At 62.9% G+C, this 22,795-nt stretch carries 18 protein-coding genes; all 18 read left to right on the top strand.

Features of this window, described 5'->3' with window-relative positions; translation table 11 throughout:
- Positions 1–18 precede the first annotated feature (18 nt).
- The 18 genes from ACNKW1_RS13455 to ACNKW1_RS13370 all read left to right on the top strand — a co-directional run bounded on the left by ACNKW1_RS13455 (position 19) and on the right by ACNKW1_RS13370 (position 22,776).
- Entirely contained in the window at positions 19–309 is a 291-nt protein-coding gene (locus ACNKW1_RS13455; RefSeq protein ID WP_418365106.1) for a hypothetical protein, read from the top strand.
- Positions 293–1,057, top strand: a complete 765-nt coding sequence (locus tag ACNKW1_RS13450; protein WP_418365105.1) for a hypothetical protein — start codon at positions 293–295, stop codon at positions 1,055–1,057. Before ACNKW1_RS13455 ends, ACNKW1_RS13450 begins: the two co-directional genes overlap by 17 nt.
- Positions 1,058–1,239: 182 nt before the next feature.
- The gene (locus ACNKW1_RS13445) at positions 1,240–1,452 is read left to right on the top strand and encodes a helix-turn-helix transcriptional regulator (RefSeq protein ID WP_288091891.1); all 213 of its coding nucleotides are present in this window, start codon (positions 1,240–1,242) and stop codon (positions 1,450–1,452) included.
- A 10-nt stretch (positions 1,453–1,462) separates the two neighbouring features.
- Positions 1,463–1,696, top strand: coding sequence for a hypothetical protein (locus ACNKW1_RS13440; RefSeq protein ID WP_418365104.1), 234 nt, complete (start codon positions 1,463–1,465; stop codon positions 1,694–1,696).
- Positions 1,696–2,121 (top strand): hypothetical protein, encoded by a 426-nt coding sequence (locus ACNKW1_RS13435; protein WP_418365103.1) that lies wholly within the window; start codon positions 1,696–1,698, stop codon positions 2,119–2,121. The genes ACNKW1_RS13440 and ACNKW1_RS13435 overlap by 1 nt, the downstream gene beginning before the upstream one ends.
- Positions 2,114–3,619, top strand: coding sequence for a DUF3631 domain-containing protein (locus ACNKW1_RS13430; protein WP_418365102.1), 1,506 nt, complete (start codon positions 2,114–2,116; stop codon positions 3,617–3,619). Before ACNKW1_RS13435 ends, ACNKW1_RS13430 begins: the two co-directional genes overlap by 8 nt.
- Positions 3,610–3,906 (top strand): hypothetical protein, encoded by a 297-nt coding sequence (locus tag ACNKW1_RS13425; protein WP_418365101.1) that lies wholly within the window; start codon positions 3,610–3,612, stop codon positions 3,904–3,906. Before ACNKW1_RS13430 ends, ACNKW1_RS13425 begins: the two co-directional genes overlap by 10 nt.
- A gap of 21 nt (positions 3,907–3,927) precedes the next feature.
- Positions 3,928–4,602: a hypothetical protein gene (locus tag ACNKW1_RS13420; protein ID WP_345794657.1), complete on the top strand. Its 675-nt coding sequence runs from the start codon at positions 3,928–3,930 to the stop codon at positions 4,600–4,602.
- 526 nt (positions 4,603–5,128) lie between these two features.
- Positions 5,129–8,671, top strand: coding sequence for a helicase-related protein (locus ACNKW1_RS13415; protein WP_418365100.1), 3,543 nt, complete (start codon positions 5,129–5,131; stop codon positions 8,669–8,671).
- Between the two features lie 308 nt (positions 8,672–8,979).
- The gene (locus ACNKW1_RS13410) at positions 8,980–9,357 is read left to right on the top strand and encodes a DUF4145 domain-containing protein (protein ID WP_418365099.1); all 378 of its coding nucleotides are present in this window, start codon (positions 8,980–8,982) and stop codon (positions 9,355–9,357) included.
- Between the two features lie 177 nt (positions 9,358–9,534).
- Complete coding sequence (locus ACNKW1_RS13405; RefSeq protein WP_418365098.1) at positions 9,535–10,944, top strand: AAA family ATPase; 1,410 nt, start codon at positions 9,535–9,537, stop codon at positions 10,942–10,944.
- 1 nt (position 10,945) lies between these two features.
- A complete protein-coding gene (gene ptuB / locus ACNKW1_RS13400; RefSeq protein ID WP_418365097.1) occupies positions 10,946–11,593 on the top strand; it encodes a retron Ec78 anti-phage system effector HNH endonuclease PtuB in 648 nt (215 codons plus the stop codon).
- Positions 11,590–14,469 (top strand): DUF1156 domain-containing protein, encoded by a 2,880-nt coding sequence (locus ACNKW1_RS13395; RefSeq protein ID WP_418365096.1) that lies wholly within the window; start codon positions 11,590–11,592, stop codon positions 14,467–14,469. Before ptuB ends, ACNKW1_RS13395 begins: the two co-directional genes overlap by 4 nt.
- A complete protein-coding gene (locus tag ACNKW1_RS13390) occupies positions 14,470–14,712 on the top strand; it encodes a DUF1016 N-terminal domain-containing protein (protein WP_418365095.1) in 243 nt (80 codons plus the stop codon).
- Positions 14,713–14,842: 130 nt separating this feature from the next.
- Entirely contained in the window at positions 14,843–16,558 is a 1,716-nt protein-coding gene (locus ACNKW1_RS13385) for a GmrSD restriction endonuclease domain-containing protein (RefSeq protein WP_418365094.1), read from the top strand.
- 57 nt (positions 16,559–16,615) lie between these two features.
- Positions 16,616–18,085 carry a hypothetical protein gene (locus ACNKW1_RS13380; RefSeq protein WP_418365093.1) on the top strand — a complete coding sequence of 490 codons (1,470 nt, stop codon included), beginning with the start codon at positions 16,616–16,618 and terminating at the stop codon, positions 18,083–18,085.
- 27 nt (positions 18,086–18,112) lie between these two features.
- Complete coding sequence (locus ACNKW1_RS13375) at positions 18,113–19,870, top strand: hypothetical protein (protein WP_418365092.1); 1,758 nt, start codon at positions 18,113–18,115, stop codon at positions 19,868–19,870.
- Between the two features lie 80 nt (positions 19,871–19,950).
- On the top strand, positions 19,951–22,776 hold the full coding sequence (locus ACNKW1_RS13370; protein WP_418365091.1) for an ATP-binding protein: 2,826 nt from the start codon (positions 19,951–19,953) through the stop codon (positions 22,774–22,776).
- Positions 22,777–22,795: the final 19 nt, after the last annotated feature.

Here is a 22,795-nt window from a genome sequence, read left to right as displayed (position 1 = left end):
GTGCCGAAGGGGGCATACATGATTGATCCCGACAAAGAGCGGGAAGACTTCATCTCGATCCGGCAGCTTGTGGCGCTGATCGCGCAGGCGACAGGGAAGACCGAGCAGCAGGCCGCAGCGGTCGTGTCAGCGAGCCTTGCGCGACATCCCGCATGGAGTCGGCTGTCGTTGTGCGAATGGACTCCTGCGTTTGGCTGCACCAGTTCGAGCAAAAAGGAACGCGACGGGGTTAAGGAAAGGCTTGTTCGCTGGGGGAATACCGGAAGCAGCGCGCCAAGTTTTGAGGACTTAGATGACATCCCATTCTGACGATATTCTCGACCGTGTTGGATTCCGGCGTTCGGACATCCTGCCATTGCTTGCTGAGGCGGGGATTGCCGTCGGCGACGTCGAGTCCGTCCAGCTACAGCGGACGGACTGGCCAGAGTGGAAATTGCGCTTTGCTGTCGCCGACTATCTGACTGATACGGAGGTGGCCGCAGCGATTGCCGATATAGACCTGTCCGCACCCGGCTGGTTGTCGGAGGAGGAGCAGTCTGTGCTTTCTCACTGGAAGAGCATCGTTCACCGAGCTTGTAGATCTGGATCGTTGAAGGCGGTAGCCGCAGACCTGAATGGCGATGGCACTCCCAGCGCTTGGGAGGTTCGTCTGCCTGACTTGGCTGCATGGTGCGCATCGAGGAATCCGTCCATTCCCTACCCGCTGCCGGGAGAGCCGACTGCCGCCATGCCGACGACAGACGCAGGGTTGCGTGAAGCACTGGCGATAACCGAGCGGCAACTGGGCCATGCACGAGCGCGGATTGCAGAGCTTGAGCGAGACCGTGTTGCACTGCTGAAGGAGGTTGAGGACGGTGCAGTGCCGCTTGCGTGGACGCTACATGACACCCGCTTGTTTCGTCTGCTGCCGGACTGGATCGCGGCTGCGCAATCGGGTGGCGCATGGGAAAAGCAGGAGACGTTGATTCCCACTTTGGCGAAGAAGTACGGACTCACGAACGCGGAGGCGAAGGCGCTGGATGCCGTCACCCGTCCCGACAGTCTGCGTAAAAAGTAACTTTTACCCTGAGGGCTGAAGCCCAGCAATGACGCGGGGCTCAGCCTACCCTGAGGGTGAAAAAGGGCCACTACCCCAAGCCCTTTGGCTATTGCCCATAGGGTGCAGTCTGGCAATACAAAGCGAGCCATACCGAACGCAACGGAGCGTTTCGGACTTCCTTCGACATATGAGGAATGAAAATGGCCGCAATCGCAGAAGTACATCCCCGCATCATCAAACGCCGTGAGGTCGAGGGCCGCACTGGGCTGCCGCGCTCGACCATGTACGACCGCATCAAGCGCGGTGATTTCCCGGCACCGATCCCCTTGGGCGCACGCTCCGTCGGCTGGCTTGAGCACGAGATCGACGCATGGTTGGCTGATCGCGTCGCCCAGGCCCGCAACCGCGCGTAAGGGGAAGGCCATGAGCAAGAAAAGCCTTCCGCCCCCGCCGCGCCACCGCTATCAAGACAAACAGCAGGACGCCCCCGCACATCCCCCGTCCCTGGGCTGGTTCGATCTCGCGAAGCCCGCGCGCCTGAGTCGCAAACTGAAACGCGGCTGGAAGCGCAAGACCTCCGGCTACATCCTGGCCGAGTTGCTCGGGTTGGTCGCGCTAGCGTTCGTGGCCGGTGTGCTGCTCATGGGGGTCATGTAATGAGTCCTCGCGACAAGTTCTTGAGTCTCGTCGACCACAAGACTACCGGCCGCGACCACGGCGTCTTCCGCGTCCCGACGCGCCGTGACAGGACGATGTCGGGCACGTGGCGCGAACTGGACGATGGTCGCCTCCTGCTCCACGACTTCGGCGGCGAGCCGACGCAGAACATCCTCGCCGCGATCGGGCTCAGCATCGAGGATCTGTTCCCCGAACGTGTGGACGGACATCTGCCGCGGGAGCGCCGTCCCTTCCCGGCTGCGGATGTGCTTCGCGCGCTCGCTTTCGAGGCACTGGTGATCCTCGCGGCAGCCGCAGCCATCCGCAGCAGCGCTGCTCTGACCGGTGCGGACCGCGATCGTCTGGCTGTCGCCGTCGGTCGGATCCAGACCGGACTGACTCTCGCAGGAGTCCGTCATGGATAACCACCTCGACAACGGCCAAAGCTTCTTGGATCAGATGGCTGCATGCGCACTCGATCAGGCGCAGCCCGACGACCATGAGGCGCTTATCGCAGAGCTCGCCGCGCTGCCGCTTGTGGAGTACGAGCTACGCCGCAGTGAGGCCGCCAAGCAGATTGGCGCGCGTGCCGCGATCCTCGACAGGCTGGTCAAGGATCAGCGCGCTGTGGCTGACGACGCCGCAGGCAACGCAGTACTGTTCCCTGAGGTCACGCCATGGGCGTTGCCGGTGGACGGTGGCGAGTTGCTCGACGACCTGTCAGCGCTGATCAGGCGCTATCTGGTGGCGCCCAAGCACGCAGATCACGCAATGGCCCTGTGGATCGTCTTCACGCATGCAATCGACGCCGCTGAGGTGGCGCCGATCCTGATGCTGAAGTCGGCAGAGAAGCGGTGCGGCAAGACAACGGCCCTGAGCCTGATCCAACGCCTGTCATACCGCGCGCTGCCAGCTGCCAACATCACCGCGCCGGCGCTATTCCGCAGTATCGAGGCGTGGGCACCCACGCTGCTGATCGACGAAGCCGATATGTTCCTGAAGGACTCTCCCGAGCTGAACGGCATCATCAACAGTGGCCACACTCGCCCGACTGCATTTGTCATTCGTACCGTGGGCGAAGACTTCGAGCCGAGAAAGTTCTCGACCTGGGGGGCGAAGGCCATTGCCAGCATTGGCGGTCAATCGACGACCCTGCACGACCGCAGCATCATTATCGAGCTGCGCCGAAAACTTCCTGGGGAATCAGCCGAAAAGCTGCGCCATGCGGATCGTCGCGGCTTTGAGCGGATCACCCAGCGCATCGTTCGGTTCGCGAAGGACAACCAAGACCGCTTCGGTGCGCATCGTCCGAGCATCCCCGATGTGCTCAACGACCGCGCTGCCGACAACTGGGAGTTCCTGCTTGCGATCGCCGATGTTGCGGGGGGCCGCTGGCCGGAACTGGCTCGTCTGGCAGCCATTGCGCTATCAGGCGCCGCTGATGATGCCAAGTCTGTCGGCCAAGAGCTGCTGGAAGACATCCGCGAGATCTTCGATCACAAGCGTGTCGACCGAATCAGCACCGGACAACTGCTTGAGGCGCTGTGCGCAGATGACGAAAAGTCGTGGGCTGCATTCAACCGTGGAAAGCCGATGACGGCCAAGCAACTGGCCAAGCGCTTGCACGAGTTCAAGATCATTTCCAGAACCGTGCGTATCGGCCACACCACCCCCAAAGGCTACATGCTCAGCGACTTCGATGACGCCTTCGCGCGCTACGTTGCTGCCACAGCCCATTCTCCCGCCACAACGGCACAAGCCGTGCCGACACCGGGATTGAGCGTTGCGGTCGCCCCGCAACTTGCAGCCACACAAAACGCTGCCGCAACGCTAGAACGCTTGCCATTGCTGGGTTGTGGCGGTGTTGCGGAAGAACCCCCCGTTCTGGGAGAAGAAGCGGAGGAGGCCGACGAATGGCTGTGACCGACCTTGTCGAACAGGCCGCGAAGTCTGGCGTGACCTTTGTGCTAAAGGGAAATCGCGTCGGCCTGCGTGGTGACCACGCGGCAGTGAAGGAGTGGGCACCCCGCCTGCGCCAGCACCGTGCCGCAGTCCTCCGCGAGGTACAGAAGCGCCTCGCCGGCCTGCATCGCATCTGGATCATCCGCCCGCCGTGGCGCGCGGCCTTCACGGTTGCCTGCCCACAGGGGGCGACCGAAGCGGAAGTGAGATTAGTCTGGGCGGGCGCTGACGTCGAGCCGCTCGAATAGCCGAAGCAGGAGAAAGAAGACATGAGCTCGACCAAGAAGCCGACGCGCACCAAAACCGCAGCCAGCACGGACTTTCCCCGCAAGGACGTACAGATCGAAGTCGCCAAGGACGCCGACCAAGTCACCCTCGCGCGCAAGTTCGCCCAGATCTACACCAGCCCTGAACTCGCGGCCCATCGCGTCCTGAATGCCACCGATACGAAGGTGGGGCTCGGCGAGGCCGTAGATGTCCCGACGCTGATCGACCAACTCCGTGAGCAGGCAAAGGTGGTCAATGCCGGGGATCTGACCCAGGTCGAGGCGATGCTCGTCGGGCAAGCCACGGCGCTGCAGACCCTGTTTGCCAGATTGACGGAACGTGCCTTCAGCGCCGAATACATGCCCAACTTCGAGACCTTCCTCAAGCTCGCACTGCGCGCTCAATCACAGAGTCGCTCGACGCTCGAAGCGCTCGCTGCGATCAAGAGCCCGCCGGTGCTGATCGCGAAGCAGGCGAACCTGACGACCGGCCCGCAGCAGATCAACAACAACGGCACGATGCCCGGCGGTCGCGCGAGAAAAACCGAAACTCTGCAGAACGAACTATTGGAGAGCAGTGATGGCAAACGGTTGGACGCCGGAGCGGCGGGCACGACAGGCAGAGTTGATCCGCACTTGGAAACCGTGGGCGCAGGCAGCGGGGCCGACCACGGCTGAGGGTAAAGCCGCCTCTTCGCGTAATGCCTTCAAAGGCGGGCTGCGCGCAGAGCTGCGGGTGCTCGCTCGGGCCTTGAGGGAGCACCGGGCGGCACTGAAGCGTATTCACGAGGAGTAGCTCGCCGCGGGCGACCAACCCTGAAGTACGCACAGCGCGGTACGCACGGCAGTACGCACGGAAATCGAGCTTCAGCGACCTGCTCGCGCGAGGACGCCATTGTCTCGGAGGACTTGAGCCCGGAGGCATAACGTCAGTCAGCAGGTAGTTGGTTACCACAGGGCCAGTTACCACCTCGGTTACCACAAAATTCACGGTAATCTTGGCTTCGGTATCCAGCCCGGTATCCACCAAAATCCGCGGGGCAAAGCGGATCCACGCGCGTGACGGCTGCCGCTTCGTGATCACGCCGAAACAACGTGAGTGCATGCGGCAACTCGTCCAGCCTTGCTCCGCCATGGGCCATGGTTGCGATCGGTATAATGCCGAGTCCATCCTCCGCACCCAACCACGCTCTCCCGACCATCCATGCTCAAGCTCGAACAGATCACCCCGAACACCGCGCTGGTTGGTATCGAGATGGGCCAGATCGTCCGCGTCGTCGCCACTGAGCCGGTCGGCCCTGATGCGCTCACGGTGGTTTACAAGACGGCTGACGGACGCTTCGGCGAACGCATGGTGTTCCGCAGCGACGAGGCCAACCTGGCTGTCGCCGAAGAAGGCCGCCCCTGGGCCTTCGATGCGCCCGGCGAAGCGTTCAAGCTCGCCGCCGAAGCTTGGCGGATTAACCTCGCGCATCTGTTCGACCCGATGATGGCGGTGCATACCTCAAACGTCGAACCGCTGCCGCACCAGATCACCGCGGTCTACGAGTCCATGTTGCCACGCCAGCCGCTGCGCTACGTGCTGGCGGATGACCCCGGCGCGGGCAAGACGATCATGGCAGGCCTGTTCATCCGCGAGCTCCTGATGCGCGCCGACGCCCGCCGCGTGCTCATCGTCGCCCCGGGCAGCCTTGTGGAGCAGTGGCAGGACGAGATGCGCGAGAAGTTCGGGCTGGAGTTCCGCATCTTCGGTCGCGACCTCGTCGAGAACAGCGCCAGCGGCAACCCGTTCGAGGACACCGACCTGCTGGTGGCCCGGGTCGATCAGCTCTCGCGCAACGATGACCTGCTGCAGAAGCTCCAGCTCACGCGCTGGGATCTGGTGGTGGTCGATGAAGCGCACAAGCTCTCGGCCAACTACTTCGGAAACAAGATCAACAAGACCAAGCGCTTTCAGCTCGGCGAGCTGCTTGGCAGCATCACGCGCCACTTCTTGCTGATGACGGCGACGCCGCACAACGGCAAGGAAGAGGACTTTCAGCTCTTCCTGTCGCTGCTCGATTCCGATCGCTTCTTCGGCAAGTTCCGCGACGGCGCACACAAGGTGGATGTGTCCGACCTCATGCGCCGCATGGTCAAGGAAGAGATGCTGCGTTTCGACGGCACCAAGCTCTTTCCCGAGCGCCGCGCCTACACGGTCAATTACCGCCTCTCGGATCTCGAAGCCGCGCTGTACGGCGCCGTCACCGACTACGTGAAGACCGAGATGAACCGCGCCGACCAGCTCGAAGACGGTGCCCGCCGCGGCACGGTCGGTTTTGCGCTCACCGCGCTGCAGCGCCGGCTCGCCTCCAGCCCGGAGGCGATCTACCAGTCGCTGCGCCGTCGCCGGACCAAACTGCAACGTCGGGTCGAAGAAGAGAAGCTGCGCCAGCGCGGCGAAGTGCTCGCCAACAGCGTGTTCACCAACGGCGCCGGCGAAGACATCTGGGATGCCCCCGACAACCTCGCCCCGGAAGACTACGAAGAGTTCGAGGAGTCCGTCGTCGATCAGGCCACCGCCGCGCGCACCATCGTCGAGCTGCAGGCCGAGATCGTCATCCTCGAAGGGCTGGAAGAGCAGGCCCGCCAAGTGGTGCATTCCGGCCAGGACCGCAAGTGGGATGAACTCTCGCGCCTGCTGCAGGACACGCCCGAGATGCACGATGCGGACGGTCGCCAGCGCAAGCTCATCGTCTTTACCGAGCACCGCGACACCCTGAACTACCTCGCCGTGAAGATCCGCGGCGTGCTCGGCAGCGAAGAGGCGGTGGTGGTCATCCACGGTGGCGTCAAACGCGAGGACAGGCGCAAGGTCCAGGAGCTCTTTCGCAACGACCCGGTGGTGCGCGTGCTCATCGCCACGGATGCGGCCGGCGAAGGCGTGAACCTGCAAAACGCCAACCTCATGGTCAATTACGACCTGCCCTGGAACCCCAACCGCATCGAGCAGCGCTTCGGCCGCATCCACCGTATCGGTCAGACCGAGATCTGCCACCTGTGGAACATGGTTGCCAACGAGACCCGCGAAGGCGACGTCTTCCAGCGCCTGTTCGACAAGCTGGAAGTCGAGCGCAAGGCCCTCGGCGGGCGGGTGTTCGACATCCTGGGCGAAGTGTTCGAGGAGAAGAGCCTCCGCGAGCTCCTCATCGAGGCCATCAAGTACGGCGAAGACCCCGCGCGCAAGGCCGAACTCTTCCGCAAGATCGAGGGCGCGCTCGACACCGACCACCTGCAGAACATCATCCGCCGCAACGCGCTGTGCGAAGAGGTCATGGACCCGCAGCGACTCTACGCGGTGAAGGAAGAGATGGAGAAGGCTGAAGCCCGCAAGCTGCAGCCCTATTTCATCCGCGCCTTCTTCAACCAAGCGTTCGAGTTGCTCGGGGGCGAACTGCGTCCCCGCGAAGCCGGCCGCGCAGAGATCACCCACGTGCCGGCCATCATCCGCGAGCGCGACCGCCAGATCGCCGGCCGCGACCGGCGTTACAACGAGCCGGTGCTGCGCCGCTACGAGCGCGTCTGCTTCGAGAAGGACCACGTCCGCGTGCCCGGCCGGGCCGAGGCCAGGATGGCGAGCCTCCTCCACCCCGGCCATCCGCTGATGCAGGCCGTCACCGACATCGTTCTGGAGCAGCATCGCAACAAGCTCAAGCAGGGTGCGGTGCTGGTCGATCCGGCCGACCTGGGGATCACCCCGCGGCTGATGTTCATCGTCGATCACGCCGTTAAGGAAGGCGCGGACCAAAACCGCATCGTCTCGCGCCGCATGCAGTTCGTGGAGATCGACCCTGCAGGCGAGGCCATCCATGCCGGATGGGCGCCGCACCTCGACCTTGAACCCATCGCCGCCGGCGACCTCGCCCGCATCGGCGACGTGCTCGATGCCCCTTGGGTCGCCACCGGCCACGCCAACCAGCTCGAACAGCGGGCGCTCACCCACGCCTCTACTCATCTCGTGCCAGAGCACTTCGAGGAAGTCCGCGCCCGCCGCGTGCAGCAGGTCGACAAGACGCTCGCCGCAGTGCATGAACGGCTGGTGAAGGAGATCAACTACTGGCAGGACCGCTCGATCAAGCTCAAGGACGACGTCGCCGCTGGCAAGCAGCCGCGCCTCAACTACGACAACGCCCTGCGCACCCTGGACGAGCTCTCCGCCCGGCTGCAAACCCGCAGCGCTGAGCTGCAGGCCATGCGCCATGTCATTTCCAGCACACCCACCGTGGTTGGCGGCGCGCTGGTCATCCCCCAGGGGCTGTTGTTGCAACGTCGTGGCGAACCCGGCTGGAGCGCAGACGCCGCCGCCCGAGCCCGCATCGAGGCCATCGCCATGCGGACCGTCATGGATGCCGAGCGCGCCCTCGGTCATGAGGTCATCGACGTGTCCGCGCAAAAGTGCGGCTGGGACGTCACCAGCCTGCCGGGGCCGATCGAAGGCCGCCTACAGCCCGCCCGCCACATCGAGGTCAAGGGGCGCGCCAAGGGCGCCACCACCATCACCGTCACCCGCAACGAGATCCTCTACGGGCTCAACCAAGCGGACAAGTTCATCCTGGCAGTCGTGCTCGTCGATGGCGACGACGTCGAAGGTCCGTACTACATTCGCCGCCCGTTCGCGCAGGAGCCAGACTGGGCTGTGACCAGCATCAACCTTGACCTGAGCCAGTTGTTGGCCAAGGCTACGATTCAGCCGGTGGTGAGCGAATGACCGAGGAGGCGAAAGTTACTTGGACGCACTGCAATCTCTGCGGACACGAGACCAAGCATGACGTGCTCCTTGTGCGGGGGCGAAGTGAGTCAGAGCTCGTCGACGCTCTGTACGGCATCGAGGTTTGCTGGAGCAGAACGCATACGCTCCTGGAGTGCAGGGGGTGTGAGGAAGTCACCCTTCTTCGCACGATCTGGTGCTCCGAAGACGACCCGGAGGATGGACCGTCAGAAACGTATTTCCCTCCCCGTGTTTCCCGGCGCAGACCGACATGGTTCGATGAGTTGCCGTCGGAGTACGCCGGGCTATTGAAGGAAATCTACACGGCACTTGATGCCGACAGCCGACGCCTCGCGATGATGGGCCTTCGCGCCGTCATTGACCTCTTCATGGCAAGAAAGCTGGAAGGTAGCAGTGGCTTTGCCGGCGGACTCCGGCAGCTCGTCGCGCAGAACTACCTCACCACCCGCAGCCTTGAGATTGTCGAGGCTGCGGTCGAGGCAGGTCACGCGTCGGCGCACCGGGCCCACAACCCGACTGCAATCCAGGTCAACGCAGTTATGGATATCGTCGAGAACCTGATTCAGCACGATCTTCTTGCCGAGTCAGCGGCATCGCTACGGCGGACGATTCCGCGACGGCCGTCGAAAGAGGATGGCGAAGCAGAAAAGGAGCCATCTGAATGATCCCGCTCGGGACCGCTAAAGTATCGCCTGTTCTTCGTATCGAAGGCGCCGATCACAAAAAAGCAAACATGTCCATCGCGGATGCACCGGGCCTGAGATGCGATTTCCGCTGGGGCTGCGCGCCGACTTTCAAGGATTTATCGAGGCAGTACCGATCTGCCTGACGAGGTCTTCATTATGAAGCTAGAGCGATTGCTGCTTCACAATTTTCGGTGTTTCCGGCACTTGGCGATCGACTTCAATGACGATCTTACGGTCATCGTTGCGGAGAACGGCGCAGGCAAGACTGCTGTTCTGGATGCTATTGCCATCGGGTTTGGTCGTTACCTCACGAAACTCCCTGGGGTCGCAGGGATAGCGATTCGGGAGGGAGATGTTCGGATCGAGCGTGATGAACGTCCTGCGCACTTCATGATGATCGGCTGGAAAGCCAGGACACGGGAGGGCGCTCCCATCGAATGGGCTGCCGGCCGCCGGAATATGGCAAGCCCTAGGATCATGCGTGTATCCAGGAACTTGGTGGGTGAGTACGAAGATATCCTCAAGAAGGGTATGAAGCAGATCGACGACTTCGCTAACCAGTTGGTCGATGCGGAAGCGGGTGGGCAAGCCTACCTTCTTCCCGTAATTGCCTACTACGGGACAAACCGCGCGATCCGAGACGAGGTTCAACGTCGTCGAGGCTTCCGCAAACAGTTCAGCCGGTTTGAAGCACTTGCGGGTGCATTAGCGCCCGACTCGAGCTTCCGCTCGGCATTTGAATGGTTCAACGCCATGGAGGACCAAGAGCGGCGGGAGAAAGAGGTTCGTCGAGACTTCGACTATCGGCTTCCGGAACTGCAGACCGTTCGAACTGCCATCCTGCGAATGCTCGGACCCGAGTTCAGCAACCCGCGCACAGAAATTCGCCCCTTACGGTTCGTGATCGACCGCACAGCAGGCAACGGCGAAGTGCTGACGCTTCGGATCGCACAACTAAGCGATGGGTATCGCGTTGTACTCGGGTTAGCCATGGATCTCGCCCGCCGGATGACACAGGCCAACAGTCGATTTGTCGACGATGGCAATCAGATCATGAATCCACTGGATCTCCCTGCGATCGCACTAATCGACGAGGTGGATCTCCATTTGCACCCCTCATGGCAACAGCGCGTTTTGACAGACCTGATGCGTACCTTCACGAAAACGCAGTTCATCGTGACCACTCACAGTCCGCAGGTACTCTCAAGAGTGGACGCGTCGTGCATCCGAGTTTTGCGTCAAACCATGGATCCTGCAACCGGTCAGCAAGTTAGCGCGATCGAGAGCGTTTCCACACAGACCCTGGGTGTGTCCAGCGCCGATCTGCTCGCCCGAATCATGAATGTTGATCCCGTACCCGCGGTCCCGGAAACGGAAATGCTGTCCGAGTATCAAGCTCTGATTCAGCAGAACCAGCATGAGGCGCCTAAAGGAAAGGCAATGCGGGTCCGGTTGAATGAGCACTTCGGAGCGGACCACCCAGTCATGCGCGAGTGCGATCGTCTGATCCGCCTGCAGGGTTTCACGCAGCGTTTGCCCCGCATACCTCGTAACACGGAGGGCTGACGTGCACCGACTCTATCGCGACCCCGTGCCGCCTAACGGCCTGACAAAGTACCGGCATGGACAGGACATGTGGTCGAACACCTGCCCGACACAGGTGGAGCGCGCGGCGATCTGGGAAAAGCTCATAGCCATGCAGGGCAACCGCTGCGCCTACTGCGAAGGCCCAATTTGCGAGAACCAACGCGAGATCGAGCATTTCCGCCAACGCAGCCGCTACCCGCAGGGCACCTTCGACTGGCTCAATCTCTTCGGTTCATGCAAGCGCGCCGGCACCTGTGGTGACCATAAGGACAAGTGTGGCGCCTACCCACACCAGGACCTGATTAAACCGGATGTGGAAGATCCGGAAGACTTCTTCGTCTTCACTCCGAGCGGCGCCATTCGCCCCAGGGCGAACTTGCCGCCACACGACCAGCAGCGTGCCAAAGAAACCATTCGCATCCTGGGGCTCGACGGCGCGCTGAACCAGATCCGGCGATCCGAGGTAGCTGGCTACATCCAGACCGCCGAAGCCTTCGCCGAGATGGCCGTGACCTTCAGCGAGAACGAATGGCTTCCTCTGCTGCAGGAAGAAATTCAGAACACCGCACACCTGCCCTTCGCAACTGCCATCAGGCATGTGCTGACACGACAAAGCGAAACCGCATGACCCCCATCAAAACCCCCAAAAAACTCATCGAAGTCGCCCTGCCGCTCGACGCCATCAACGTCGCTGCCGCGCGCGAGAAGTCGATCCGCCACGGTCACCCGAGCACGCTGCACCTGTGGTGGGCGCGTCGGCCGCTGGCTGCGGCGCGGGCGGTGATCTTTGCGCAGATGGTCAATGACCCCGGCTACGAGCGCCACCTGGGGCGCGGGGTGAACAAGGAAAAGGCCGCCATCGAGCGCGAGCGCCTGTTCAAGATCATCGAAGACCTCGTGCAGTGGGAGAACACCAACAACGAGGAGGTGCTCGCTCGCGCCCGCGCGGAGATCTGGAACAGCTGGCGCGAGACCTGCGCGCTGAATAAGGGTCATCCGCAGGCGGCCGAGCTCTTCAACCCGGACAAGCTGCCCGCCTTCCATGACCCCTTCGCGGGCGGGGGCGCGCTGCCGCTGGAGGCGCAGCGCCTGGGGCTGGAGAGCTACGCCAGCGACCTCAACCCGGTGGCGGTGACCATCAACAAGGCGATGATCGAGATCCCGCCGCGCTTTGCCGGCCATGCGCCAGTGGGGCCGCGCATTCCCGGCGACAAGCAGGGCAAGCTGGCCGAGGACTGGTCCGGCGCCAAGGGTCTGGCCGAGGACGTGCGCCGCTACGGCGCCTGGATGCGGGCGGAGGCGGAAAAGCGCATCGGCCACCTGTACCCGAAGATCGAAGTCACCGCCGAGATGGTCGCCGAGCGACCGGATCTGAAGCCGCTGCTCGGCCAGAAGCTCACCGTGATCGCGTGGCTGTGGGCGCGCACGGTGAAGAGTCCCAACCCCGCCTTCAGCCACGCCGAAGTGCCGCTGGCCTCGACCTTCGTGCTGTCGAGCAAGGCGGGCAAGGAGGCGTATGTGGCGCCGGTGGTCGAAGGGGATGGCTACCGGTTCACGGTGAAGGTCGGGACTCCGCCGGAGAGTGCGAAGGATGGGACCAAGCTCGGGCGGGGCGCGAACTTCCAATGCCTGCTGTCTGATACGCCGATCGAGCCGAAGCACATCTACGCAGAGGCCAATGCCGGGCGGATGGGTGCGCGGCTGATGGCAGTTGTGGCCGAGGGTGTGCGTGGTCGTGTTTATCTGTCGCCCACGTCCGAGCAGGAAGCGATTGCGCGCGACGCACAGCCTGAATGGAAGCCTGAAGTGGCGATGCCGGAGAATCCGCGCTGGTTCTCGCCACCACTTTACGGGCTGAAGACCTACGGCGACCTCTTCACCCCCCGCCAACTAGTGGCGCTGACCACCTTTTCCGATCTGGTGCAGGAGGCCATCGAAAAGTGCCGTCAGGACGCGTTGATCGCGGGAATGGCCAATGACGGCACAGGACTGGATGCTAGTGGCCTCGGAGCGACGGCGTATGCGCAGGCAGTGGGGGTGTATTTGGGGCTCGCTGCAGATCGCATGACTGATTCGCACTCGTCTCTCACTAGTTGGACTTCTCAAAGAGACACGCTTCGGAATACCTTCGCTCGTCAGGCTCTCCCGATGGTCTGGGACTTCGCCGAGGCGAACCCATTCTCCGATTCAACGGGTAATTTTTCGAGCGCGCTTGGCTGGGTCGAAAAAGCGTTTGACGGTTTTCCGGCACACCCTGTGGGCACAGTGATACACACGAATGCCCAGGATCAATCCATAAGTTCAGGCAAGGTTGTCTCAACAGACCCTCCCTACTACGACAACATCGGCTACGCTGACCTGTCCGACTTCTTCTATGTCTGGCTGCGCAAGAGCCTGAGACCGATTTTTCCGGCCCTGTACGCCACGCTGGCCGTGCCCAAAGCCGAAGAACTGGTTGCTACCCCCTACCGTCACGGCAGCAAGCAGGAAGCCGAAGCCTTCTTCTTGGATGGAATGACCCGCGCCATCCACAACTTGGCGGAGCAAGCGCATCCGGGGTTCCCGGTAACGATCTACTACGCTTTCAAGCAGGCCGAGACGCAGAGCGACACGGGCACCTCCAGCACAGGTTGGGAGACCTTCCTCGACGCAGTGATCCGTGCTGGCTTTGCTCTCACTGGAACTTGGCCGATGCGTACAGAACGAGAGGGCCGGACAATCAGCTCGGGGACTAACACACTCGCCTCCAGCATCGTCCTCGTCTGCCGAAAGCGCGACGCCGATGCGGCCACCGTCAGCCGCCGCGAGTTCATCCGCGAACTCAACGCCGTGCTGCCCGAGGCGCTGATGGACATGACCCGCGGCGGCATCAACAGCCCGGTGGCGCCGGTCGATCTGTCGCAGGCCATCATCGGCCCCGGCATGGCGATCTTCAGCCAGTACGCCGCGGTGCTCGAAGCCGACGGCAAGCCGATGAGCGTGCGCACCGCGCTGCAGCTCATCAACCGCTTCCTCGCCGAGGACGACTTCGACCACGACACCCAGTTCTGCCTGCACTGGTTCGAGGGCCAGGGCTGGGCCACCGGCAAGTATGGCGAGGCCGACGTGCTCGCCCGCGCCAAGGGCACCAGCGTGACCGGCCTGACTGACGCCGGCGTGGTCGAATCCGGCAAGGGCGACCTGCGCCTGTTGAAATGGGCCGAGATGCCGCGCGACTGGAACCCGGAAACCGACACCCGCGTGCCGGTGTGGGAAGCCCTGCACCAGATGATCCGCGCCCTCAACCAGGACGGCGAAACCGCCGCCGGCGCGCTGCTCGCCCGCATGCCCGCCCGCGCCGAGCCCATCCGCGCGCTCGCCTACCGCCTCTACACCCTGTGCGAGCGTAAGGGCTGGGCCGAAGACGCCCGCGCCTACAACGAGCTGATCACCGCCTGGAGCGGCGTGGAGCGCGGGGCGAGCGAGGCCGGGCATGTGGGGTCGCAGGGAAACCTGGACATCTAAATGTCGGCGCCGACCACCCCCGACACCCTTCTGCTGAACGAGCTGCGCGGCCTGATCGAACAGGCCCGTCAGCACATCGCGCAAACGGCCAACAGTGCGGTGACGATGCTGTACTGGCATGTGGGCCTGCGCATCCGCAGCGAGGTGCTCAAGAACGAGCGCGCCGAGTATGGCGAGCAGATTGTGTCGACGCTGTCGACACAATTGGTCCGCGAGTATCGAAGTGCTGAGCATGACTCTTGATGTGGATATTCCTGAAGGCGACTGGACCCCATAGTTTTCAAGCCACAGGGCTTTTCGCGCCAGATTCGGCGGTGAGTCGGGGAAGCAACCATCGGATCTGAGTCGGCGATTGAGTGAGGAACAAAGAACAATGCAGAACAAGAAACTCTCGATCCGGAAGATCGTGAGCTATCTGAACGACGAAGAGGCTGAGGGTGGTGGGTTCTGGCTGCCGAACATCCAGCGGCCCTTCGTTTGGAGTGAGGAGCAAATTGCGCGCCTGTTCGATTCGATCATGCGCGAGTACCCGATCAGCACGCTGCTGGTGTGGAAGACGAAGGAGGCGGTGAAGCACCGCAAGTTCATCGACAACTACCGGCGAGACATCAAGCTGACCGACTTCTACGTTCCGGACAACACGCGCTCGAAGATGATGGTGCTCGATGGGCAGCAGCGCCTTCAGAGCCTGTTCATCGGCTTGCGCGGCAGCTACGAAGGGCGCGAACTGTACTTCGACGTGCTCAGCGGCGGCGTGGCGGCCGCGCCGGAGGACATTCGTTTTCGCTTCGCCTTCAAGACCGCGAATCCGGGCTGGCCCTGGGTGCGGTTCAAGGACCTCGTTTTCCAGAACAACAGACTTCCAGGTGAAATGGCGGATGCGCTCGCACAAAGTGCGCCTCAGCCGCTGTCACAAGATGCCTTCCGCACCGTTAGCCGGAACATCGAGCGGGTACGGCAGGAGTTCGTGACCGACGACAACATCACCTTCCAGGAACTGGACGGCATCGACAATCCGGATGCCTACCGGGTGGATGACATCGTCGAGATCTTCATCCGCGCCAATTCCGGCGGTACCAAGCTCGGCAAGTCGGATCTGCTGTTCTCGTTGCTGACTTCGAGTTGGGACGAGGCGGATGGCGAGATGGAAGCGTTGCTGGAGGACCTCAATCAGGGCAGCTTCGATTTCGATCGCGACTTCGTGCTGAAGTCCTGCCTGAGCATGCTGGGCAAAGGGGCGCGCTACGAGGTCGGCAAGTTCCGGGACGGCAAGACCAAGGAAGAGATCATCGCCAAATGGGACGAGCTGGCCGAGGCGATCAGGGCCGTGCGGGATCTGCTGGTCTCCAAGACGTACATCCGATCTGATCGGGCGATGCCTTCCTATCTGGCGCTGATCCCGCTCATTTACTACCGTTTCCACCACCCGGCGAAGTTCGCCGCCAACCAGGACATGGCGGCCTATCTGCTGCGGGTGCTGGTGACAGGGGTGTTCGGCGGCAGCCCGGACAACCTGATCGACAAGCTGGTGCGCAACATCCAGGAACAGCAGGATTTCGTCCTCTCTGAGATCTACGGGGTGATCCGTGCGGAAGGGCGCAGCCTGGAGATTACGCCGGCGGTGATCTTCGACCAGTACTACGGGTCGAGGACGATCCACCTCTTCTTCAACCTCTGGTACCGGGACTTCGACTATTCACCCGCACTGGATGCCAACGGCCCGCAGGTGGATCACATCTTCCCGCAGAGCCTGTTGAAGACCGTGAAGGACATCAACCCCGAAAGCGGCAAGCGCAACATCCTGCACTACCGCGCGGAGCACCGCGATCAGCTCGCCAACTGCATGCTGCTGACGGCCGATGAAAACGGCTTCTCGGGTAAGTGCGATAAGCCGCCCGCAGAGTGGTTTGCCCGTTCGCGATTCTCGTCTGATGCAACGCATGAGCGCTACCTGCAAATGCACCTGATTCCGGACAACCCAGAGCTGTGGGCGCTGGAGCGTTACGACGATTTCGTCGCCGCTCGCAAGGCGCTGATCAAGGAGAAGTTCGCCTACATGCTGCGCAAGGACGAGGAGGAGTTGGTGTGAACCGTGCCGCGCGAGGTGTTTCTGGTCGTCTGCAGCTGCTGACAGGGGGGGCTTGGCATGACGCACGCCGAAATGTCTGACGCGATCAGCGGTGAGCTTGCATTTGACGTCTTTGCGTCTGACAGCCCGGTTGCGCAGAAGCAAAAAGCACTCAAAGCCATGATGCGGGAGAAGCTGATCCCCAAGCAGGCAGATGACGCGCGTTTCCAGGCTGGGCTGGCGAGCCTGACACGGGTGGCAGCCGACCGTAGCGAGGAGCCCGAGTCCCGCCTGCTGGCGATTGCCTGCGTAGTCCACTCCGCGCAGGTGGTGAAGCGCCTGCAGCCCAGTTTGCAGCAGTGGCTGGCGCCCGCGATGGACGAGGACTTTCCAGCGTTGCAGCTGCTGAAGGAGGCCGACGATCGGCTGAACGTGGCGCGCGCGCTGAGCCTTGCCGACGGCGCTTGGTTGAACGCGTATCTGGCCGACGCGATCGCTTGCGAGGAAACAGGCGAGAAGGCGCGTGAGGAGATGATTTCCGCCCTGCTGGCCCGTAGCCCGACGCTGGCTGAACTGCTGAGGAGCGTCGCACGGGCCATGGCCAACGTTAGGCCCGAAACGGAGAAGCCGGGCGACTCCGTCGCTCGCCGGCAGGCGCGGACGCTTTCTGCTTTACGCGGCCTGATTCCCACGTCCGAGCTGGAAGCTGGCGATGAGATCGGTAAGGCATTGCATGAACTGGTGAACCTGCCCCTGCGGGCAGTGGGTCGGCCGAAGGAAGAGAGGGTCCAGAACGAGTTGACCGAAGAGGTAATTCTGCTGACCCACGAAATCGTTCGCACGCGCTTTTCTGTTGCGACCGATCCAGTGGTGTTCAGGGCGGTGGCCTACTGCAGGCAGATGCTGGGCAGTGGTAGTTGGCCGGATGCACTTCAGGGCGCCTTATCTCTGCTGATCAAGGACGTCAGGGAGGCCCTGATCCTGCTGGGACGGCAAGGTGTTCGTGACCAAGGTCTCTTGGATCAGCTCGACATGCTGTGTAACTATCCACTTCGGGCGCGCGCGATTGCAAAGGAGATCGCGGAGCGGCACCCAGAACTGGATGAGGACACCCGGCAATGGCTCATCCATGGCCGTGTCGTGGCTCGGCGCGAGGCCAGCAGCACCGCGTTGGAGGCGGGGGCGCGCGAGGCGGATGTGGCGATCGGGCTTGCGCTGAACGCGGCTAGGGAAGCCCGCCAAGCGGTTGCGAGTGTGAAGGAGCCGGTGGTCTCCGTGCTCGACATCTACGAGCAGAGCCTAGTGAGTGTCACCGAGAACTGCTTCCAGCGCTTCGAGGGCTTGCTGCTGCAGATGGACCAAGTTGCCCAGCAGCGCGGCCTCGCCCTTTATGGAGAGGTCGGGCAGGAGGTCGATTTCGCACCGAAGTATTTTCAGGCGGTGGGTGATGTGGCGCGCCAGAAGGTCATCGTCCGCCAGCCTGCGGTGGTGCGCATACGCAAGGACGGAACGGCAGGCGACGTGGTGTTGAAGGGATTGGTCGAATAACTCAGAACGCGGTAAAGGAGGCGGTAGGTGAATCCAGAGATTGCCAAGTTTCTGCTTGAGAGTTTGATCGAGCGTATCGATCGCAATGCCATCGGGACTGTTTCGTCTGCAGAGCGTCAGGCGCTGGGTGTGGCCTTGGCCGTGCTGCGGGGCGGAACTGCGAGTCCGTCTGCGACCCCAGTCGAAACACCTACGCCGCCGTCTGTGGCAGGCCGCGTAGCGGATGCCCCACCGACTACTGCGGAACAAGTCATCCCCGTGCCGCCACCCCAGGAGGATGCGCCCCCTCCTGAGGTGCCGAAAACGGTCCAGCCGAAGGTCGTCTTGGTTACCGACGCACTGGACAGGAGCACGCCTGATGACCCCGATGTGCTGCTTTGCCTGGACTTCGGGACGGCCATGTCCAAGGCGTTTGCTCAGTCGGACGATGGTCAGCCGTTTGAGCTGGAGTTGGGCGCGCAAGCCGGCGGGGAAGGCTATGCAGTGCCGTCATCAGTCTTCATTACCGATGGCGGAAAGGTGCTGTTTGGCTTCGAAGCCGTGGATGCAAGCCAGGAGCTTTCAGACTCCAACCGGGCGCGCCTGGATTCGATCAAGAGTTGGCTGAGTCAGCGCTCGGATGGGAATCTCGATGCCTACCCTTTGCGGGCCGAAATGAATCCGACGCAGGTCAAGCTGACCGAAGGCGATTTGATCCGGATTTATTTGGCCTATTTGACTGATCTGGCCGTTTCTCAGGTTCAGACTTGGTCGGTGGAAGACACGAAAGGCCCGCTCTCCCGCTATGTACGGCGGAGATTTGCGCATCCGTGCTGGCCGTCTTCGGCGCAGAAGTCTTGGGCGGACCGGTTGATGCGCCACTGGATGGCCGAAGCGCAGATTCTTGCGGACACCTTTCACGGACGGTGGCAGGGCGGTCTGGATGTGGCAGAGGTTAAGGCGGCTGTCGATCTAGTGCGCGCCTTGGAGCGGCGCCCCGAGTATTTGATCGCCGACGGTGTCCCCGAGCCTGTGGCCGTGGCGGCTGGAGCGCTGGTCGACGGTGAAGACAAGCGTCTTCCTTTCATGGTGATCGATGTAGGAGCAGGCACGACCGACTTCGGCCTCTTCCTCCTCCGCGAGGATGAGCAGCGAGAGATCACACGGGTGTTTCAGGTGCCGGGCTCGATCAAGGCCCTAATGCAGGCCGGCGATCGGATCGACATGATGCTGAAGAAGTTCATCCTGGATGCCCAGGGTGTCGACCTGACCGAGCCGCACGGTCGGCTGGTTGCAGCCGATCTGAGCCGTCGCATACGTGGATTGAAGGAGCGTTTGTTTGCGGACAACAGGGTCCAGTACGTGCTTAGCGACGGTACGCTCGGAAAGATCGAACTGGGCGACTTCATGGCTTCGCGGCCGGTCAGGGAGTTTTCCGAGCGTGTCGAGCAGGGCTTCAGGGATGTGCTCGAAGGGCTACACGACACGTGGCTGAGCTATCTCACCAAGACCGATCTCACGGTGATTCTGACGGGTGGCGGCGCAAGTCTGCCGATGATGCGCGCGCTGGCCGAGGGGTGGGTAGAAGTGCGCGGCAAGCGGATCGCACGCAAGCTCGTGAATCCGTTACCGAGCTGGATTTTGGGCGAGAGCCCGGAGTTGGAGCCTGTCTATCCGCAGCTGGCAGTGGCGATTGGCGGCGCGGCACATGAACTTCCGGAGACTGTGGATGGCCCCGAAGCCTTTGCCGGTGGTGGGGGCAGAACAGCGTATGCGGTAGGGAACCTGCAGGTGAGTGGGGCCTAGACCAAGTTGAGTCAAGAATATTGGCGGTATCGAAGTTGCCGACGCGACGTGCTGCTGCAGCTTCATGGGAGATGATGGGGATGAGTTTGAAGCCGTGGCGCGAAATCGCCGTTCCACACGAGGACGTGCTCAAGGGCACCTTCCAGCAGGCCGAGTTCGCGGCCGACCTGTCGCGCGTGCATCTGGGCACGGCGACCGCCGAGTACCAGGACCCGTCGCTGTTCTTCCAGCGCACCTTCATCACTGAAGGCATGCGTCTGCTGCTCGACTCGGTGGTCCATCGCCTGACCGGCCGCGGTGGCGATCCGGTGATCCAGTTGCAGACCGCCTTCGGTGGCGGCAAGACGCACACGATGCTGGCGGTGTATCACCTAGCCAAAGGCGAGGTGTCGGCCTCGGACATGCCCGGCATTCCGTCGATCCTGAACGCGGCCGGCGTGGTGGAGATGCCGCGGGCGCGCATCGCGGTGCTGGACGGCATCCGGCTGTCGCCCAACCAGCCGATGAAGCGCGACGGACTGGCGGTGCGCACGCTCTGGGGCGAGTTGGCTTGGCAACTCGGTGGTGCCGAGGGCTACGCGATGGTGCGCGAGGCGGACGAGTCCGGCACCTCGCCCGGCAAGGGCGTGCTCGCGGACCTGCTCGGCCGCTACGCACCCTGCGTAATCCTGATCGACGAGCTCGTGGCCTACATCCGCCAGTTCGAGGAAGGCAAGACGCTGTCGGGCGGCTCCTTCGATTCCAACCTGAGCTTCGTGCAGGCGCTGACCGAGGCGCTCAAGGCCGTGCCGACGGCGGTGCTGCTCGCCTCGCTGCCCGAGTCGGACAAGGAAGCCGGCAGCCAGCGCGGCGTGAAGGCGTTGGCTGCCCTGTCGCACTACTTCGGGCGGGTCCAGGCGCTGTGGAAGCCGGTGTCGTCCGAAGAAGCCTTCGAGATCGTGCGTCGTCGGCTTTTCTCGAGCATCGGCGACAAGCTGGGCGCCGAGACGGTATGCCGGGCCTTTGCCGACTACTACATCGCCAACGCGGCCGACCTGCCGCACGAGACCCAGGAGGCCCGCTACTTCGAGCGCCTGATGCACGCCTACCCCATCCACCCCGAGGTCTTCGTGCGCCTCTACGAGGACTGGTCCTCGCTCGACAACTTCCAGCGCACCCGCGGCGTGCTGAAGCTGATGGCGAAGATCATCCACCGGCTGTGGAAGGACAACAATTCCGATCTGCTGATCATGCCGGGCAGCCTGCCGCTGTACGACGCCGACACCCGCAACGAATCGATCTACTACCTGCCGCAGGGCTGGGACCCGGTGCTGGAAAGCGACGTCGACGGCGAGCGCGCGGAGACGACCGAGCTGGAGAGCGTGGATACCCGCCTGGGCAGCGTGCAGGCGTGCAGGCGGACGGCGCGGACGATCTTCTTGGGCAGCGCGCCAACGACCTCCAGCCAGATGGTGCGCGGCATCGAGCTCGAGGGGGTATTGCTGGGATGTGTGCAGCCCGGGCAGCAGATCGGCGTGTTCAAGGACGCGCTGCGCCGCCTGAACGACCGCCTGCACTATCTCAACTCGGGCAACAACCGTTTCTGGTTCGACACCCGGCCCAACCTGCGCCGCGAGATGGAAGACCGCAAGCGGCGCTTCCAGGACAAGGACGATGTGATTCCTGCCGTCCGCGACCGCGTGCAGCGCACCCTGGCGCCGGGGGTGTTCAGCGGGGTGCATGTGTTCACCGCCAGTGCCGACATTCCCGACGACTGGGCGCTGCGTCTGGTGGTGTTGCCGCCGACGGCCGGCTACAGCCGCAGCGGCGATCAATCGGCGATCCGCTACGCAACGGAGATCCTCAAGCACCGCGGTGAGCAGCCGCGCTTCAAGCAGAACCGCCTGATCTTCCTGGCCCCGGATGCGGACAGTGTCAGCCGCCTGAAGGATCAGGTGCGCTCGGTGCTGGCTTGGCAGTCGATCGTCGCCGACATCAAGGACCTCAAGCTCAACCTCGACCAGTACCAAGCTCGGCAGGCAAGCCGCAGCCTGGACGACGCTAACGATGCACTGCGCGGAATGGTGAAGGAGAGCTACCGCTGGATGCTGGCGCCGGCCCAGTTCGCCGAGCGCGGCAAGGGGCTCTCGGAGCTGCAGTGGGAGCCGTACCAGATCAACTCCGGCGCGCAGAACCTGACGCAGGAGATCGAGCGCGTGCTGCGCGAGAACGAGCTGCTGATCACAGAGTGGGCGCCGATCCACCTTCACAACGCGCTGAAGGCTTGGTTCTGGAAGGACGGCACGGGCGAGGCCAATGCGCTCAACGTCTGGCAGCAGACCTGCCAGCAGCTGTACCTGCCACGTCTGCGCGACGACGCCGTGTTCCACAACACGCTTGCTGCGGGTGCTGAGAGCCGGGATTTCTTCGGCTTCGCGCAAGGCAAGGAGGATGGTCGCTACCTCGGCTTCAGCTTCGCGAAGCGGACGACGCCCATTCTGGACACCGCGCTGATCCTGATCGAGCCGTCGCTCGCACAGGCCGAGGCCGAGCGCATCGCCGCCGAACGCGCGCAAGAGGCTGCGGGCGCTGCAGCGGTCACCTATCCGCTTGGCACACCGCCCAGTGCGCAAAAGGCTGCAGACTCGGGCGCCACCACGCGCGTTCTCTCCACTCCAGCCGCGGCCACCACGGCGCCACGGACACACTTCTTCGGGACGATCGACCTCGATCCCGTCATGGCGAAGCGGCAGTTCGCCGACATCATCGACGAGGTGGTGCTGAACTTCACCGCGAAGCCGGGCGTGAAGGTGCGGATCTCGATCGAGATCGACGCCGAGAGCGATGCGGGCTTCGAGGACGGGTTGCAGCGCGCAGTGAGGGAGAACTGCAACGTGTTGAGATTCAAGAACGCGGAGTTCGACTGAGCCCGATCTCTGAACCGAT

It is taken from the genome of Thauera sp. WH-2, assembly GCF_048321015.1.
GTDB lineage: Bacteria > Pseudomonadota > Gammaproteobacteria > Burkholderiales > Rhodocyclaceae > Thauera.
Note: the sequence above shows the minus strand (reverse complement) of the source record. Positions and strands in the feature narration are given on the sequence as shown.